The following is a 15,843-nucleotide window of genomic DNA, read 5'->3' as shown; positions in this document are numbered from 1 at the left end:
ATAGATTCGCATTTACGAATGCGAACAAAGACTGACTAAGAGAGCCCTTCGATGACCATTGCTTCTTCGCGTGCCCCTCTGCGCCGGCTGTCCGCGCCGGCCAGCATCTCGCTGCTCGCCCTGTCCATCGGCATCGCCAGCCTGCCGGTCACTTCCGCTCTCGCGGCGGAAGCGAGCCAGACCCAGGCCGGCTACAGCTTCGACATCGCCCGCCAACCACTGCCCCAGGCACTCAACGCTTTCAGCGCGGTGACCGGTTGGCAGGTTGGCGTGGCCGGTGACCTGGCTGACGGCGTGGTCTCTCCGGGCGTCAGCGGCCGCCTGCCGGCGGAGCGCGCGCTGAAGACCCTGCTCGGCGGCACCGGCCTGAGCGTGCGCCAGCTCGGCCCGCGCAATGTGGTGCTGGAGCGCAATCTCTCCTCCGTCGCCGAGATGCAGCCGCTCACCGTCACCGCGACCCGCCAGGCGCAGAGCGTCACCTCGGTTCCGTCCACGGTGAACGTCGTCGGCCGCGAGGAACTGGACCGCAAGAACGTCAACAGCATCAAGGAGCTGGTGCGCGACATGCCCGGCGTCTCCGTCGGCGGCACCGGCAACCGTGCCGGCATCACCGGCTACAACATCCGCGGCATCGACGGCGACCGCGTGCTGACGCAGATCGACGGCGTCGAGATCCCCAACAGCTTCTTCAACGGCCCCTATGCGCAGACCGAGCGCAACTATGTCGACCCGGAAATCATCAAGCGCGTGGAAGTGCTGCGCGGCCCGGCCTCTGCCCTTTACGGCAGCAACGCGATCGGCGGCGCGGTGAGCTACTTCACCCTCGACCCGGACGACATCATCAAGGACGGTCAGGACGTCGGCGCGCGCCTGAAGACCGGCTACAGCTCCGCCGATGACAGCTGGCTGACCTCCGCCACCGTCGCCGGCCGCCACGACGACTTCGACGGCCTGCTGCACCTGAGCCAGCGCAACGGCCACGAGACCGAGTCCTACGGCAGCACCGGCGGCACCGGCCTGTCGCGCACCGAAGCCAACCCCGAAGACGTGCGCACCACCAACGTGCTGGCGAAACTGGGCTGGAACTATGCAGAAGGCAGCCGCTTCGGCCTGGTCTACGAGAAGTACAAGGACGACGTCGACACCGACCAGAAGAGCGCCTACGGCGGCCCGTACTTCAACGGCGCACCGACCATCCCCGACAGCATGCTGCCCGGCGGCATGTACCAGTGGCGCACCGGAAACGACACCATCACCCGCGAACGCTACGGCCTGGAACACCAGATGCTGCTGGACAGCGTGGTGGCCGACCACCTGAAGTGGACCTTCAATTACCAGATCGCCAAGACCGACCAGAGCACCGATGAGTTCTACTACCCGATCACCCGCCAGGTGCTGCGGACCCGCGAGACCCAGTACAAGGAGCGCCAGTGGGTGCTCGACCTGCAGATGGACAAGGCCTTCGCCCTGGGCGACACCGACCACCTGCTGACCTACGGCACCACCCTCAAGCGCCAGAAGGTCACCGGCTACCGCGAAGGCGACGCCACCTGCCTGGCCGTCAGCCGCACCTGCACCACCATCGGCGGCCCGAGCTCGGTGGCATCCGACCGCCTGGCCCGCAGCAGCGACTTCCCGGACCCGACCATCGACACCTACGCTCTCTTCGCCCAGGACGAGATCCGCTGGAACGACTGGACCTTCCTGCCCGGCCTGCGCTACGACCACACCCGCCTGAAACCGCACGTCACCGACGAGTTCCTGCGCACGGTCGACCAGAGCGGCGAAGGCGACGTCAGCAGCGAAAGCAAGAGCTGGCACCAGCTCTCGCCCAAGCTCGGCGTGACCTACGCGTTCAACGACAACTATCTGTGGTACGGCCAGTACGCCCAGGGCTTCCGCACCCCGACCGCCAAGGCGCTCTACGGCCGCTTCGACAACCCCACCACCGGCTACCGCGTGGAGCCCAACCCGGACCTCGACCCGGAACGCAGCCAGAGCTACGAGACCGGCCTGCGCGGCAACTTCGAGGAAGGCTCGTTCGACGTGGCGGTCTTCTATAACAAGTACCGCGACTTCATCAATGAAGACGCCATCACCCCCGGCTACGACGAGCCGACCTTCACCAGCAACAACATCAAGAACGCCATCATCAAGGGCGTGGAGCTGAAGGGCCGCCTGGAACTGGGCGCCTTCGGTGCGCCGCAGGGCCTCTACACCATGGGCTCGGTGGCCTATGCCTACGGCCGCAACAAGGACACCGGCGAGCCGATCAACAGCGTCAACCCGCTCACCGGCGTATTCGGCCTGGGCTACGACGAACAGGCCGGCCGCTACGGCGCCCTGCTCGACTGGACCCTGGTCAAGCGCAAGACCCGCGTCGACGACAGCCAGTTCAACGCCCCCGACGGCACCAGCAGCCAGTTCAAGACGCCGGGTTTCGGCATCCTCGATCTGACCGGCTACTACAAGCTGACCGACGACCTGACCCTCAACGCCGGCCTCTACAACCTCACCGACAAGAAGTACTGGCTGTGGGATGACGTGCGCGGCTACGACGGCGTCGGCGAGGCGGCGGTACTGGCCCCGGCCAACCTCGACCGCCTGACCCAGCCGGGCCGCAACTTCGCGATCAACCTGGTGTGGGATATCTGATGCTCACGCGCCCTCGCTGAGCGTAGGGCGCATGACCTGGAACAGGTTATCCGCCGCCTGGCGCGGCGGATAACACTGGCGCGTTATGCACCCTACAAAAGCGGGCCCGCACAGTGAACGCCGACAATCTTTACGCTTTCCCCGAACTCGTTCGTCTCGTCTGTAAAGACCTGTAATTTCAAGGAATTGGACATGACCACCCTGGAACTCCCCGCCCTGCGCTCGCAGCGCCTGAACGCGCTGACCCACGCCCCCCACGAGCGTCTCGACCACGCCGTGAAGGCCCGCGAGCCCTTCTCCAGCCGCGAGCGTTTCGCCCGCTTCGTGGTCGCCCAGTACCTGTTCCAGTCCGAGCTGCAGGCCCTGTACCAGGACGCCGAGCTGGGCAGGATCTTCCCCGACCTGCCGCAGCGCTGCCGCGCCGAACAGGCCCGCCTGGACCTGGCCGACCTCGACACCGAAGTGCCCGCCCCGGTTGCCGGCGCCATCAGCAACCCGAGCCAGGCCCACGCCCTGGGCTGGCTGTTCGTCTCCGAAGGCTCCAAGCTCGGCGCGGCCTTCCTGATCAAGCGCGTCGCCGCGCTGGGCCTGGACGAGAACACCGGCGCCCGTCACCTGGGCGAGCCCGAAGGCGGCCGTGCCGAAGGTTGGAAGCGCTTCACCCGCACCCTCGACGGCCTGGAACTGAGCGAAGCCGAGGAACGCGAGGCGGAAGCCGGCGCCGTGGCCGCCTTCGAGCGCTTTGCCCACCTGCTGCAACACAGCTACGACAGTGCCCCCGCCACCGTCTGAGGCCCTCGAGCGCGCGCCTGCCGATGCGGCGCGCGCCAAGCCGTTCGGCCCCGCCCGCTCGCGGCTGGCGCGCCTGGCCTTTGCAGTGCTGGCTTACACCAGCCTCGGCGTGGGCATGGTGGGGCTGGTGGTGCCGGGGTTGCCGACCACCGAGTTCGTCCTGCTCGCCGCCTGGGCCGCCTCGAAGAGTTCGCCGCGCCTGTCGGCCTGGCTGGAGAACCACCGGCTGTTCGGTCCCATCCTGGACAACTGGCGCAATGGCCGCGCCGTCGCGCGCCGCGCCAAGATCAGCGCCAGCCTCGCGATGCTCGTGGCGCTTGCGATCATGCTGATCACCCTGCCCCACGGGCTCTGGCTGTATGCGGTGATCCTGGGCATGGCGGTTGGCAATCTGTGGATCTGGTCGCGACCGGACACGCCCAGGCCATAGCCAGCGCGGGGCAGCGGACTTATGCTGGAAGTCCGATTCCACACTCTCTTCTGCGAGCCATGAACCAGCCCACCAGCAAAGTCAACGCCGTCCTCGCCGAGGCCCAGCGCCGCCGCGAAACCAGCTACCGCGAAAAAGCCCTGAAGATGTACCCCTGGATCTGCGGCCGCTGCGCCCGCGAGTTCAGCGGCGTGCGCCTGCGCGAGCTGACCGTCCACCACCGCGACCACAACCACGACAACAACCCCGAGGATGGCTCCAACTGGGAGCTGCTGTGCCTGTTCTGCCACGACAACGAGCACCAGCGGCAGGTGGACCTGCACTACCAGAACAGCAACGACGCGGGCGCGAAAGGGCCGAAGGTCACCCACAAGGGACTGGCCGGGTTGGCGGATCTGCTGAAGAAGAAGGACGACGGCGAGGCGTGAGGCCTCCCTTATTTGCTGCCGCGGGTTTCTGCCGATGCAGTGCGTAGGGCACATAACGCGTCAGCGTTATCTGTCGCGAGGCCATCGGCGGATAACCCGTTCCGGGTTATCCGCCCTACAGTCCACCCACGCCTAAACTTTGGCCTGAACCTGCAGGAGCGAGCTTGCTCGCGAACCAGGCCCCGCTGCAAAGCCATTCGCAAGCAAGGGCCAGACACGCCCTCAGTCCTGCGAAGAACCTCGATCAGCGCAGGCCGGTGACAATCTCCAGCGAGCGCAGGCGCAGTTCGTGGTCGTAGATGTCGCTGGTGAAGATGATCTCGTCCACGCCGGTCTGCTCCAGCAGGATTTCCAGGCGGCTGCGCACCTTCTCCGGGCCGCCGATTACCGCCAGGCCGAAGAAATTACCCACCGCTTCCTGCTCGTGGGGGAGCCACAACCCGGCCATGCTTTTCACCGGCGGTTTCTGCTTCAGGCTGTCGCCACGAATCAGCGCCAATACACGCTGGAAGGCAGTGGTCGCCAGGTATTCGGCTTCCTCGTCGGTCGGCGCGGCCACCAGCGGCACGCCGATCATGGCGTAGGGCTTGTCGAGCACCGCCGAGGGCTGGAAGTTCTCGCGATAGATGCGCAACGCGTCATGCAGGTAGCGCGGGGCGAAGTGTGAGGCGAAGGCGTAGGGCAGGCCTTTCTGCGCGGCCAGGTGGGCGCTGAACAGGCTGGAGCCCAGCAACCAGATCGGCACGTTGGTTCCCTCACCCGGAATTGCCAGCAGCGACTGCTGCGAACGGCGCGGGCCAAGGAGCATTTCCAGTTCGGCAACCTGCTCGGGGAAGTCCGCGCCATCGCCCAGGCGATCGCGGCGCAGCGCGCGCATGGTCGCCTGGTCGGCGCCGGGCGCGCGACCCAACCCCAGGTCGATGCGGCCGGGATAGAGGGTTTCCAGGGTGCCAAAGTTCTCCGCCACCACCAGCGGCGGATGGTTGGGCAGCATTACCCCGCCGGAGCCGACGCGGATGCGCTCGGTCTTGCCAGCTATGTGGCCGATCAGCACGGCGGTGGCCGAGCTGGCGATGCCGTCCATGTTGTGATGCTCCGCCAGCCAATAGCGGGTAAAGCCCAGGCGCTCGACGTGCCGGGCAACCTCAACGGCGTTGTTCAGCGCCTCGGCAGCGCTGCCCTGGTCGCGCACGGGCACCAGGTCGAGCATGGAGAAGGCGATTTCTGACAGGGACTTCATAGGCACTCCGGTTCGGGTCACGCAGACGCTTAAAAACAACGCCGCGGACATGACTTTGACCGTGACTCTATCGACGCACCCTGCGCCTGGCCACTTGTCGGGATTGATAGTGCTCATGCCGGCGAGTGATACAGCAGTGACAGCGCATTGCCATGGCGCGTTCACAAGATGGTCACCACTCTGTCATGCCGGGCAGCCAGAATGCCCTTGCGCTGAAGGACCAGCGCCCCATCTCTACGGGAATCCGCCGAAAATCCTCCCCAGGCAACGGCGAAATCCTGTGGCCTACGAAGCAAAAAGCCCGCATCCGTGCGGGCTTTTTGCTTTGTCATCGCCGGAAGCTTCAGTCGCGGTTCTTCACCATTTCGAAGAGCTTCAGGCGATCGCTGATTTCCTGCAGGGTGTGGCGGAACGGGTCGTGCTGTTCGCTGTGGGCCGGATCGGCGAAGTTCCACACGATCACTTCGCTGGAGGTCGGCAGTTCGTCGCCCTCGTCGGTGGACTTGTCGCACAGGTCGATCAGGTAATCGAAGTGCTGGCCGCGGAATTCGTCGATGGACTTGCTGCGCAGGCCTTCGGCGGAGATACCGGCGTGCTCCAGCACGTTGCGCGCGCGGGGGTCGATGGCGGTCGGGTGGATGCCCGCGCTGAACGCTTCGAAATGCTCGCCATCGGCGTGCCGCAGCAGTGCTTCGGCCATCGGCGAGCGGGCGTCGTTGGCGATGCAGACGAACAGGACTCGGCGTTTCTCGGTCATCTTTACCTCGGCACGGGGGGTCGGCTATGCGCCCCTTATACGTCAGGTTTTATGACAGGGCCGTGTCAGCGCCATGAAGGCTCACAGCACGATGTAGTCACTGCGCTGCACGATGCCACGGCTCTCGCCTTCCACCAGGTGCACGTAGCGCCCGCCGACCTGGTCGATAGCGATGCAGTCATCGACGTCGATCACCGCGTCGGTGTGCGCCTTGTCCCAGCTGCGCGGCATGCGCCGCTTGGCGCGAACCTTGGCATCGGCAGCGTCGCGCGCGGCGACCAGTACATACTGGTGGGCCTCGCCGAAGCTGCCCAGCTCGTAACCGCCCAGGTTAACGAAGAACAGCCGTTGCTCGCCCGGCGCCGGCATCGCCGCACTGAACTCGACGCGGTAGGCCTCGACGCCGTCCACCTCCAGCCAGGAGTCGATGTGCAGGCCGTCCGGTCTGCCGAACCAAGCTTCGCGCAACTGCGGATAGGTGGATTTCAGGTTGTCGCCAATGACGAAGGCCACGTCATGGACCTCGATCCGCGCGCGCGGATGGCGTCCCCCCAGCATGACTACGAACAGCATTTCAGACCCTTCCCAGGTTTCAGATTTGGTCTGACAGATGCGTCATACGACAGGTTCAATCTAGTGGCGGATAAATGGCTATCCGCCAGCGCGGCCGGCGGGCCAGCCCCCTTTGTAGCGCCCGGCGGCGCGTGCACTACGCTGAAAATGTCCGCACGACCTCGCGCCGTGCCTGTATTCGTCTGGGAGACGCCATGAAATCGCTACTGATCGCCGCATCGCTGATCGTCGTGCAGCCCGTCTTTGCCGCCATTCCCATGCTCAACTACGACTGCCCGAACGATATCCAGATCCACACCGACGAGAACGGGCCGGTCTACATCAACGGCCAGGAAGCCAAGGTCACGCAGAACACCGACAGCACCGTGGTCGCCAAGGGTGAAGGCGTGACCGTGCAGATCAGCACCAACGACGACGGCACCGTCAGCGTCTCCTACACCGGCCCGAACGGCGACAGCGGTGTCTGCGATCCCGCCGAGGGCGACTGATCAAGCACTACGGCGCTCGCCCAAGGCAGCGCTGATAGCGCTCGTCGACGCGCTGGGCGAACCAGGCAGTGGTGAGCTGGCGGGTGATCTTCGGGCTGTGCAGCGTGATGCCCGGCAGCATCGCCCGCGGCATCGACTTGCCAGCGGCGCGCTCGGCCAGCGCGAAGACCTTGGTGTAGAGCTCCGACTTCGTGAACTCCGGCTTGTCGCCCAGCTCCAGGTCACGGCGAATTTCCCGCTCGCTCATGCCCAGCTTCGGTCCCAGGGTACGCACCGCCTTCTCAGTGCTGCCGGCGTCGTAGCTGCCGTAGAGGATCACGTCGCCATCCAGGGCCAGGGGAATACCGGTGAGGTCCGCCACCACGCGCTGGAACGCCGCGTTGCGGCTGGCGTACCAGCCGGCGTTGAAGTCGGCGAAGCGGTAGAGCTGACGCGGGTAGTTCACCGGGTAGCCGAGCAGGTGGGCGATGCCGAAGTACATGCCGCCGCGACGGCTGAACACCTCACGGCGGATGCTGCCGTCCACCGGGTATGGATAGCCTTCGGCATGGGCCTGGGCGAACTCGATGCTGACTTGCATCGGCCCGCCGGTATGCACCGGGTTGAAACGGCCGAACAGTTGCTGGCCCAGCGGCACACCGCCGATGAAGTCATCGAAGATCGCGCTCAGTTCCCTCTCCGTTTTCGCACTCGCCAGCCGTTGGCTGTGAGTGCGGCCGTTCGGCGACTTCAGCGCCAGCGCGGTATCGATGAGGAAACCCGGCACGTGCACCTTGCTCGCGCGCCGGTCGATCTCGGCGCGAGCGATCTTGCCCAGCCCCGGCACGGGCGGGTCGGCCTTGAAGTTGGACTCCTGCTCGGTGATCGCCACTACCGAACAGAGGTTCTCGGTGGTGGCCGGAATGCGCTGGGTGGTAAAGGCGACCTGGATGTCCTTCGCCCAGCCCTGGCGGTCGGACGCACCAGCGGGGATCAGCTTGGCCAGCTTGCCGCGCACCTCTTCCGGAGTCGGCTCCGGCACGCTGGGCGCGCGGGTGCCGCAGCCGGTCAGGGCCAGCAGCGCGGCCAGGCCCAGCAGGTGAATGTATCGTGAAGAAGGCCTTTTCAGGCTGAGTGAATCTGCCGTCAGGGCAGCCGCAGTCATAGTCCGTTCCTTGCTTGATTTCTGCCGCCTACAGGACCTGCGCCCGGCGGCCCAGGTTCCCCGGCATTGTCAGGCAAGCACGGATTTCAGCGCCAGGCCAGGCGCCGCAGGTTCAGGCTCCAGCCGCGTTGCATGCCGGCGGCGGCCAGCAGGATGGCAACCACGCCCAGCCATTGCAACGGCGTCAGGCGGTGGCCGAAGGCGAACCAGTCGACGAAGATCGCGGCAATCGGATAGATGAACGACAGCGCGCCGGTCAGCGCCGTGGGCAGCTTCTGGATCGCGCCATAGAGCAGCACGTACATGATGCCGGTGTGCACGATACCCAGGGTTGCCAGGCTGGCCCAGGCGCTGGTTGCCTGCGGCAACGGAGAGAGGTTCGCCCAGGGCGCCAGCAGCAGGATGCCGGTCACCGCCTGGATCAGCGCAATCAGGTGCGGCGGCACGCCGGTCAGGCGCTTGATGATCAGCGCCGCCACTGCATACAGGCCCGCCGCGCCGAGGGCCAGGGCGATGCCACCCAGATAGTCGCTGCCCACCTGCCCCGCTTCACCGTGCGCGCTGACAATAGCCAGCATGCCGACGAAGGAAACGCCGAGCCAGGCGAGTTTCTGCGCGGTCACCTTCTCGCCGAGGAACAGCGCGCCCAGCAGCACCAGCAGGAACGGCTGCACGTTGTAGACCGCCGTGCCGATGGCGATGGACGCCCGCGAGTAGGAGCCGAACAGCAGCACCCAGTTGCCGACGATGGCTGCGCCGCTGAGCAGCGCCAGGCCGAAGGTGGCGCGGGTGAGAATACCGGGGCGCAGGAAGCCCATGGCCGCGCAGATCACCAGGAGCGTCGCAGCGCCGAATGCGCAGCGCCAGAACACAACGTCCAGCACCGGCTGACCGGATACCACCACCAGCCAGCCGATGGTGCCGCAGATCAGCATGGCGCTGATCATTTCCAGGGTGCCGCGTCTGATTGAATCGTTCATGGATCACCTCCGCTTGTTGGTGACCAGTATGAACAGGGGGATTCGGGCACTCCATCGCCTGACGCAGGCAAATCCCATCGATCACCTTTATTATCAAGGCAACTCTTCGACTTCACCTTTCGAGGCCACGATGACCGACGACATCGACCAATTGCTGATTTCCGCGCTGATGGAAGACTCGCGCCTTTCCCTCAAGGCCCTGGCCCAGGTCAGCGGCCTGAGCTCGCCCAGCGTCGCCGAGCGTTTGCGCAAGCTGGAGGAGCGTCAGGTGATCACCGGCTACACGGTGAACGTCGACCCGCGCGCCTTTGGCTACCAGTTGCAGGCCATCGTCCGGGTACGCCCGCTGCCGGGGAAATTGCAGGACGTGGAGAAGCAGATCCTGGCGATCCCCGAATTCACCGAGTGCGACAAGGTCACCGGCGAGGACTGCTTCTATGCGCGGATGTGCGTGCGCTCCATGGAGCAGCTGGACGAGATTCTCGATCACCTCAATGGTTTCGCCGAGACCAACACCGCCATCGTCAAGAAGAGCCCGGTGAAGCGGCGGTTGCCGCCGATGGCTTGAGGTCCTGCTCCTACAGGAGGGTCGGCGCTGGGCGGTTCGCGAGCAAGGACTAGGCGTCCCCCTCGGTCCTACGAAGAGCACCACCTCTCCGGCTACGGCTCCGACTCCGGCTCTAAAGGCTTCCATAGAAACATCCGCGCGCGCCGAATGCCCCGTTCAGGAGGCCTCGTTGAAGCGGAGTTTCAGGGGTTGAGCGACATGGATGTCGCGAGAGTCGCGATGGGCCAGGGATGGCCCTTCGCGACGTGCCCCTGAAACTTCGCTTCAACGAGGGTATTTTTCGCCCCAAGCGAAAAACCGGATGTCCGGGGCAAGCCTTCTTGGTTACTTCTTCGGCGTTTGGAAGAAGTGACTCGACCGAGGGGGCGAAACGAGAAGTCCGCGCACACGCCAAAGCGGCGCAGATACACCCAAGCCAACGCAGCAAACCTGCAACACCAGGGCCAAAGAAATTGCCGGCCCTGCAGGCTGATCGCGGGCATGGCCCGTTCCTGCACGAACCGCATCACTTGCAAAACAAAAAAGGCCCCTTGCGGGGCCTTCATCGTTCGCAGACTCAGCGCGATGCCTTACGGCGCAACGCCGACGGGCTGAAGTTGGCTTCATCCGGCGACGGCTGGCTGAAGTCGGCAGTACCCGGCTCCTCGTTATCCAGCCACTGGATGCTGTAGCGGTGCGCCTGGAGGTCATGGAAGGTATCCAGCGCAGTCCACACCATCGGCTGCTCGTAGAAGCTCTTCAGGTACGCCAGCGACACCCGCCACAGCTCACCGCGACCGTCGTACTGGTCCACCACGGCGGCGCCCCAGCTGTCCTCGTCGAGGTACAGGGTGCGGCGCGAGTAGATGTGCCGCGCGCCGGGCTTGAGCTTGCCGTCCACCACCCACACGCGGTGCAGCTCGTAGCGGGTGTACTTGGGATTGACGTGGCCGGGGGTGAGCAGGTCCTTGTACTTAACCTCCGGGCTGGTGATCTGATAGTTGTTGTAGGGGATGTAGATTTCCTTCTTGCCCACCAGGGTCCAGTCGTAACGGTCCGGCGCGCCGTTGTACATGTCGGTGTCGTCGGCGGTGCGCAGGCCATCGGAGTCTTCGATGGGCGTGTCGTAGGCCAGCGTCGGGGCGCGGCGCACGCGGCGCTGGCCGGGGTTGTAGCCCCAGGCCTGGCGCGGTTCCTTGACCTGGTCGAGGGTCTCCTGCACCAGCGCGCCGTTACCGGCCAGACGGGCCGGGGCGGTGGTGAAGGTCATGTAGTAGAACATGGTGTTGCCGAGCTTCTCGAAACTGCCCTTGGGGTCGTAGAAGCGGAACAGTGCCTCGTCCTGCGAGGTCACCAGCGCGTAAGCACCGTTGCGCTGCACACCGGCCTGGGAAGAACGCCGCACGATGTAGGTGCCGCGGTAGCGGGCGATGTGGTTCCACACCGCTTCCACGCCGCTCTGCGGGATCGGGAACGGCACGCCGCCGTAGGCATCGGAGAAGCCGTTACCGCCTTCCACCAGCTTGGCGCTGGTGGCGTTCTTGTAGATGTTGTCGTAGACCCACTGCGGCGCCGAGCCGGTGCGGTGAGTCTCGTAGACCGGCATCTGGTAGCTGTCCGGGTAGGCGTTGAACAGCGCGATCTGGCCCGGAGTGAGGTTGGCCTTGTACTGGTCGAGGTTGGCCTTGGTGATGACGAACTTGGGCTTCTCGCCGGGGAACGGGTCGACGTGGTGCGCACCCGGCCCCTTGTAGCCGGCGGGAGCCGACGTCAGTCCGCCGCTCCAGGCGGGAATGCTGCCGGCGGCGTTGCCGGCCTTTTCCGCGCCCATCGGCGTCAGGCTGCTCTTCAGCTGGGCGGCCTGGTCGGCCGAGACGGCAGCACGCGCATCGGTGACAGCCAGGGCCGTCAGCGTGGCAAGGACGATCAGGGAACTCTTCTTGTACATGGTTCTCTCCGGATCAGAACGAGTATTTCGCGGTGATCGAGACGTTGTCGCGGTCGCGCATGGAGTTGCTGGAACCGGCGCCGTAGTAGTTGGTGTACTGGGTGCCGACCTCGAAGGTGTTCAGGTAGCTGGCGTCGATACCGAGGGTATAGGCCTTGCGGCCTTCGATGAAGTTGCCGGTGCGGTCGGAGTTGCCGCTGAAGTCCTCCTGGTAGACGGCGTAGGGCGAAAGCTTCACCCCAGCGTAGACGTCGTTCCAGCTGCCGGTGAGCAGCAGGGTGTAGCCGTAGCTGTCGCGGCTGATCTGCACATCGTCGTCGTTACCGCCAACGTAGGCCTTGTCCTGGGCGCCGACGAACTTGCGTTCGCTGCCGTCCCAGGCGGTGTACTTCAGGCTGCTGCCGCGGATGTGTTCGGAAGCCAGCTCGGCCACGCCGGTCATGGAGTCGAAGGACAGGTGCGGGCCGAAGTTGTAGATGGTCGACAGCGAGATGTTGTAGGTCTCGGCGCGCTCGTAGTTCTCGAACAGCTCGCCGCGGCACAGCTGCTTGCCGGCCACCGGCGCGCAGGCCTGGCTTGCCGGTGTGTTGGCATCGAACAGGTTGGTCTGGCCAAGCACGCCCTGGGTCAGCAGGTCGCCGAGCAGGTCGTCGGTGGCGGAAATGCTGATCGGCATGTTCGGCCGGTAGGCGATCTCGCCGGACACCGAGGCATCGCCCAGGGTGGTGTTGAAGCTGAAGCCGTACATGCGGATGTCTTCGACGTAGTCGCGGCGCGCCTCGGCGTTGCTGGCCATGTCCAGCGTGGCCAGTCCCGGCACCGCCTCGCCCAGGCCCAGCGGGCCGAGCAGCGCGTTGAGCGCATCGACATCGACGCCCTGGTAGCCGCGCAGGTCGACAGCGATCTGCGGCTCCTTGGCGTGGTAGTTGACGAAGTAGAAGCCGAATTCGGTGGAGTTGAGCTCCTCGGCGATGTAGCGGAAGGCCACGCCGAACTGGCCGCTGTCGCGGGCGTCGATGTCCTTGCCGACGTTAGCCACCTTGAAGGTGCCGGTCTCCGGGTTCAGGTAGGCGTTCGGGCCGTGCGGGCCGTTGCCGACCAGACCGAGGGAGGACACCAGCGGGTAGCCGCCCAGCAGCTCCTTGATCAGCGGGTTGTCCTCGGTGGTGTAGGCGGTGTTGCCGCCGTCGCTGAACAGGTCGGTGTCGGAGAAGTAGGTGCCCACCGAGTCGAGGCGGGTCTCCTTCCACTTCCACTGGTAGAAGGTCTCCATGGACAGGTCGTCGGTCAGGCCGAAGTTCAGGCTCAGGGCTTCGGTCGGCACCAGCACTTCCTTGAGCTCGGAGCCTGGCAGGTGGAAGCGCGCGGCGTCCACCGGGTTGATGGTGTTGATGCCGCCCCGGTAGAACACACCCTCGCCCCAGTTCAGCACCTGGCGGCCGACGCGGCCGGTCAGCGGGCGCTCGGCGACGTCCCAGCTGCCGGACAGATAGGCGTCCAGCAGTTCGGCCTTGCGCCCGGCGATGTGGCGGGTGTCATCGGTGAAATGATCGTCCTGGGGGAACGACTGGCTGGGACGCTCCACGCCGTTGGTGGTGTCGTAGTAGTCGTTGCGCTTGTCCATGATCTGCGTGTCGTAGTAGGCGGTGCCACGCATGAACAGGCCGTAGTTCTGGTACTTGGCCGAGAGGTCGGAGGTGAGCTTGAAGACCTGGGAGACCAGGCCGGTATCGAAGTTGCGGTTACCGTCGTCGGCGTTGATGTCGCTGATGTTGCTCTTGTCGCGGCCCTGCACGCGCCACATGGCGCCGTAGGACAGCGTGCTGTCCAGCGAGCCGGTGATCTCGTTGTCGGCCAGCTTGAATTCCAGGGCCTGGGCCGACCCCGCCACCAGCAGCGGCAAGAGTCCCATCACCGCCCCCGCCCGCCGCGGCGCCCAGAAAATGGACGAGCGCGCACCCAATCGACTGTTCATAGACAGCATTACCTCCATGGCCAAGATTTATCGCCCCGGTCATTGCGGCCGGCGCTGTTCTTATTCGTTTCTCGGCTGCCGGTCGCCTCGTACAAAAAGCCGGGCCACCGTGCAGTAACACTCCTGCCAGAGCGCTTGCGGGCGCTTTGGCCCCCTCTCCTCTTCTGCTTGCACGCCGGGAGTTGGGACTATCGTGCAGGCAAAGTAACAAACTGTTTCTCCCCTGCCAATGGAAAGGATGTAATCCGTGTCTTTCAGCAGGCAAAGAAAAGCCCGGCATATGGCCGGGCTCTTTCATACAACGAGACTTATTCGACAGTGAAAGTCTTCTCCGCCAGCAGGCGGTCACCCTGGAACACCATGAAGCGCCACTGGCCCTGCACCACCTCGTGGTTCTCGGTGAACTGGTACGCCATCACATCGGTGGGCGCGCCCACGACCAGCTTCTGCACGACCTCGAGCTTGTCGTGGCGCTGGCCGTCCGGGGTCACCACGCCGGGGGTGAAGTACAGCAGGGTCAGCGGAGTGTCGCCTTCCTGCTTGCCGCTGAGCTGGTAGCGCATACCGAACTTGGTACCGAGCTTTGCCGGAACGCGGGTCGTGGACTCGAGCTGCTCCTTGCTGCTGCTCAGCACGCGCTCACCGGGCTGGTAATCCTTGTAGTTGCTGACGAAGACGCCGTACTCCACCGGGCCGTTGACGCGTACTTCGGCGAACGCCGAGGAAGCGAAGGCACAAGTCAGGGAGAGAGCCAGGACTGCTGGCAGGCGGGAAATGGACATGTCGCGCTCCTTGTTGGGGTCCGCGCGAGGCTATGACATCGCCGTGACAGCCTGATGACAGCTTGACGCCGTACGGGGCGGCGCGGCGCCAAGCGTCTATCATGCGTGGATCGGACCACTGGACACCATCATGAGCGACAGCCTGCTAGCCATCCGCCCGCGCGCCGAAGACGTCGAGGGCGTGCCCATCCTGCGCCCCCTGCCCTCGGCCCAGCGCCGCAGCGTCGGCCCCTTCGTGTTCTTCGACCACATGCTCGAAAGCAGCTTCGCGCCGGAGCACGGCATGGACATCCGCCAGCACCCGCACATCGGCCTGTCCACCCTTACCTACCTGTTCGAAGGCCAGGTACAGCACAAGGACAGCCTCGGCTCGGACCAGCTCGTGCTGCCCGGCGACGTCAGCTGGATGACAGCCGGGCGCGGCGTCGCCCACGTCGAGCGGACCCCGGCCGACCTGTTGCGCAGCGGCTCGCGCCTGCACGGCCTGCAAGTCTGGCTGGCCCTGCCGCGTGAACTGGAAGACTGCGAACCCAGCTACAGCCACCACGCCAGCGCCAGCCTGCCGGAGAGCGACAGCCTGGGCGTGCGCATCCGCATGATCGCCGGCGCCGGCTTCTGCCTGGAGTCGCCGGTGCCGGTTCGTTCGAAGACGCTTTACGCCGACCTGCAGCTCAGCGCGGGCGCAACCCTGGCGATCCCGAACGAACATCCCGAGCGCGCGCTATACCTGATCGAAGGCGAAGCGCTGCTGGACGACGAATCGCTACCGCTGCACCAGTTGGTGGTACTGCCCGAAGGTGTGGACTTCACTCTATCCGCCTGCGGCGACTGCCACGCGGTGATCATCGGCGGTGACCCGCTGGACGGGCCGCGGCGGATGAACTGGAACTTCGTCGCCAGCGACCCCCAACTGATCGACAGCGCCCGCGCCCGCTGGGCCGCCCGTGACTGGCCGACGGTGCCGGGCGAGCAAGGGCGCATCGAACTGCCGCGCTAGCCGTACAGAGACACCGATCAGAAATCGCCGCCCCGCTGTCGAAATCGGCGAATGACTGAGGATTCGCGCGGCGGCTTGCCGCAACATCGCGCGCCCCGAACCCTTGC

Annotated in this window: 16 protein-coding genes; 7 read left to right on the top strand and 9 right to left on the bottom strand. The window is 65.4% G+C overall.

What is annotated here, in order from left to right:
- Positions 1-51: 51 nt before the first annotated feature.
- From IB274_RS21590 to IB274_RS21575, 4 genes are all read left to right on the top strand, one after another.
- On the top strand, positions 52-2,655 hold the full coding sequence (locus tag IB274_RS21590; RefSeq protein ID WP_192434627.1) for a TonB-dependent receptor: 2,604 nt from the start codon (positions 52-54) through the stop codon (positions 2,653-2,655).
- 192 nt (positions 2,656-2,847) lie between these two features.
- Positions 2,848-3,447, top strand: a complete 600-nt coding sequence (locus IB274_RS21585) for a biliverdin-producing heme oxygenase (protein WP_192434625.1) — start codon at positions 2,848-2,850, stop codon at positions 3,445-3,447.
- Complete coding sequence (locus IB274_RS21580; RefSeq protein WP_318652910.1) at positions 3,428-3,877, top strand: YbaN family protein; 450 nt, start codon at positions 3,428-3,430, stop codon at positions 3,875-3,877. Before IB274_RS21585 ends, IB274_RS21580 begins: the two co-directional genes overlap by 20 nt.
- A gap of 59 nt (positions 3,878-3,936) precedes the next feature.
- Entirely contained in the window at positions 3,937-4,305 is a 369-nt protein-coding gene (locus tag IB274_RS21575; RefSeq protein ID WP_192434623.1) for a YajD family HNH nuclease, read from the top strand.
- A gap of 244 nt (positions 4,306-4,549) precedes the next feature.
- Here the strand turns inward: IB274_RS21575 and IB274_RS21570 are convergent, their stop codons facing one another.
- From IB274_RS21570 to IB274_RS21560, 3 genes are all read right to left on the bottom strand, one after another.
- The gene (locus IB274_RS21570; protein WP_192434621.1) at positions 4,550-5,545 is read right to left on the bottom strand and encodes an LLM class flavin-dependent oxidoreductase; all 996 of its coding nucleotides are present in this window, start codon (positions 5,543-5,545) and stop codon (positions 4,550-4,552) included.
- A 343-nt stretch (positions 5,546-5,888) separates the two neighbouring features.
- A complete protein-coding gene (locus tag IB274_RS21565; protein WP_081516738.1) occupies positions 5,889-6,302 on the bottom strand; it encodes an arsenate reductase ArsC in 414 nt (137 codons plus the stop codon).
- Positions 6,303-6,383: 81 nt separating this feature from the next.
- Entirely contained in the window at positions 6,384-6,875 is a 492-nt protein-coding gene (locus IB274_RS21560) for a DUF1543 domain-containing protein (RefSeq protein WP_192434619.1), read from the bottom strand.
- A 194-nt stretch (positions 6,876-7,069) separates the two neighbouring features.
- Here IB274_RS21560 and IB274_RS21555 point away from each other — a divergent pair, with 194 nt between their 5' ends.
- Positions 7,070-7,363, top strand: a complete 294-nt coding sequence (locus IB274_RS21555) for a hypothetical protein (protein WP_192434617.1) — start codon at positions 7,070-7,072, stop codon at positions 7,361-7,363.
- Positions 7,364-7,370: 7 nt separating this feature from the next.
- Here the strand turns inward: IB274_RS21555 and IB274_RS21550 are convergent, their stop codons facing one another.
- Positions 7,371-8,507, bottom strand: a complete 1,137-nt coding sequence (locus IB274_RS21550; protein WP_412548443.1) for a DUF1615 domain-containing protein — start codon at positions 8,505-8,507, stop codon at positions 7,371-7,373.
- 86 nt (positions 8,508-8,593) lie between these two features.
- Positions 8,594-9,487: a DMT family transporter gene (locus IB274_RS21545; protein ID WP_192434615.1), complete on the bottom strand. Its 894-nt coding sequence runs from the start codon at positions 9,485-9,487 to the stop codon at positions 8,594-8,596.
- Between the two features lie 130 nt (positions 9,488-9,617).
- Between IB274_RS21545 and IB274_RS21540 the strand changes: the two genes are divergently transcribed.
- Positions 9,618-10,055 (top strand): Lrp/AsnC family transcriptional regulator, encoded by a 438-nt coding sequence (locus tag IB274_RS21540; RefSeq protein WP_138216592.1) that lies wholly within the window; start codon positions 9,618-9,620, stop codon positions 10,053-10,055.
- A 182-nt stretch (positions 10,056-10,237) separates the two neighbouring features.
- On the opposite strand, the gene IB274_RS21535 is transcribed toward IB274_RS21540, so the two are convergent.
- The 4 genes from IB274_RS21535 to IB274_RS21520 all read right to left on the bottom strand — a co-directional run bounded on the left by IB274_RS21535 (position 10,238) and on the right by IB274_RS21520 (position 14,739).
- On the bottom strand, positions 10,238-10,537 hold the full coding sequence (locus tag IB274_RS21535) for a hypothetical protein (RefSeq protein WP_192434613.1): 300 nt from the start codon (positions 10,535-10,537) through the stop codon (positions 10,238-10,240).
- A 74-nt stretch (positions 10,538-10,611) separates the two neighbouring features.
- Positions 10,612-11,982, bottom strand: coding sequence for a DUF1329 domain-containing protein (locus IB274_RS21530; RefSeq protein ID WP_192434611.1), 1,371 nt, complete (start codon positions 11,980-11,982; stop codon positions 10,612-10,614).
- A gap of 13 nt (positions 11,983-11,995) precedes the next feature.
- Complete coding sequence (locus IB274_RS21525) at positions 11,996-13,957, bottom strand: DUF1302 domain-containing protein (protein ID WP_192434609.1); 1,962 nt, start codon at positions 13,955-13,957, stop codon at positions 11,996-11,998.
- Positions 13,958-14,265: 308 nt separating this feature from the next.
- Positions 14,266-14,739 (bottom strand): DUF3859 domain-containing protein, encoded by a 474-nt coding sequence (locus tag IB274_RS21520; RefSeq protein ID WP_192434607.1) that lies wholly within the window; start codon positions 14,737-14,739, stop codon positions 14,266-14,268.
- 130 nt (positions 14,740-14,869) lie between these two features.
- Between IB274_RS21520 and IB274_RS21515 the strand changes: the two genes are divergently transcribed.
- The gene (locus tag IB274_RS21515) at positions 14,870-15,736 is read left to right on the top strand and encodes a pirin family protein (protein WP_192434605.1); all 867 of its coding nucleotides are present in this window, start codon (positions 14,870-14,872) and stop codon (positions 15,734-15,736) included.
- Positions 15,737-15,843: the final 107 nt, after the last annotated feature.

It is taken from the genome of Pseudomonas sp. PDM18 (assembly GCF_014852585.1).
GTDB lineage: Bacteria > Pseudomonadota > Gammaproteobacteria > Pseudomonadales > Pseudomonadaceae > Pseudomonas.
This window is presented reverse-complemented; position numbering and strand designations above follow the sequence as displayed.

What these genes read in the sequence shown, in the direction of transcription:
- IB274_RS21535 (WP_192434613.1), bottom strand. Translation starts at nt 10,537, where the DNA reads ATGCCCGCGATCAGCCTGCAGGGCCGGCAATTTCTTTGGCCCTGGTGT.
- IB274_RS21520 (WP_192434607.1), bottom strand. Translation starts at nt 14,739, where the DNA reads ATGTCCATTTCCCGCCTGCCAGCAGTCCTGGCTCTCTCCCTGACTTGT.
- IB274_RS21560 (WP_192434619.1), bottom strand. Translation starts at nt 6,875, where the DNA reads ATGCTGTTCGTAGTCATGCTGGGGGGACGCCATCCGCGCGCGCGGATC.
- IB274_RS21515 (WP_192434605.1), top strand. Translation starts at nt 14,870, where the DNA reads ATGAGCGACAGCCTGCTAGCCATCCGCCCGCGCGCCGAAGACGTCGAG.
- IB274_RS21530 (WP_192434611.1), bottom strand. Translation starts at nt 11,982, where the DNA reads ATGTACAAGAAGAGTTCCCTGATCGTCCTTGCCACGCTGACGGCCCTG.
- IB274_RS21590 (WP_192434627.1), top strand. Translation starts at nt 52, where the DNA reads ATGACCATTGCTTCTTCGCGTGCCCCTCTGCGCCGGCTGTCCGCGCCG.
- IB274_RS21555 (WP_192434617.1), top strand. Translation starts at nt 7,070, where the DNA reads ATGAAATCGCTACTGATCGCCGCATCGCTGATCGTCGTGCAGCCCGTC.
- IB274_RS21565 (WP_081516738.1), bottom strand. Translation starts at nt 6,302, where the DNA reads ATGACCGAGAAACGCCGAGTCCTGTTCGTCTGCATCGCCAACGACGCC.
- IB274_RS21525 (WP_192434609.1), bottom strand. Translation starts at nt 13,957, where the DNA reads ATGAACAGTCGATTGGGTGCGCGCTCGTCCATTTTCTGGGCGCCGCGG.
- IB274_RS21540 (WP_138216592.1), top strand. Translation starts at nt 9,618, where the DNA reads ATGACCGACGACATCGACCAATTGCTGATTTCCGCGCTGATGGAAGAC.
- IB274_RS21570 (WP_192434621.1), bottom strand. Translation starts at nt 5,545, where the DNA reads ATGAAGTCCCTGTCAGAAATCGCCTTCTCCATGCTCGACCTGGTGCCC.
- IB274_RS21545 (WP_192434615.1), bottom strand. Translation starts at nt 9,487, where the DNA reads ATGAACGATTCAATCAGACGCGGCACCCTGGAAATGATCAGCGCCATG.
- IB274_RS21585 (WP_192434625.1), top strand. Translation starts at nt 2,848, where the DNA reads ATGACCACCCTGGAACTCCCCGCCCTGCGCTCGCAGCGCCTGAACGCG.
- IB274_RS21550 (WP_412548443.1), bottom strand. Translation starts at nt 8,507, where the DNA reads ATGACTGCGGCTGCCCTGACGGCAGATTCACTCAGCCTGAAAAGGCCT.
- IB274_RS21575 (WP_192434623.1), top strand. Translation starts at nt 3,937, where the DNA reads ATGAACCAGCCCACCAGCAAAGTCAACGCCGTCCTCGCCGAGGCCCAG.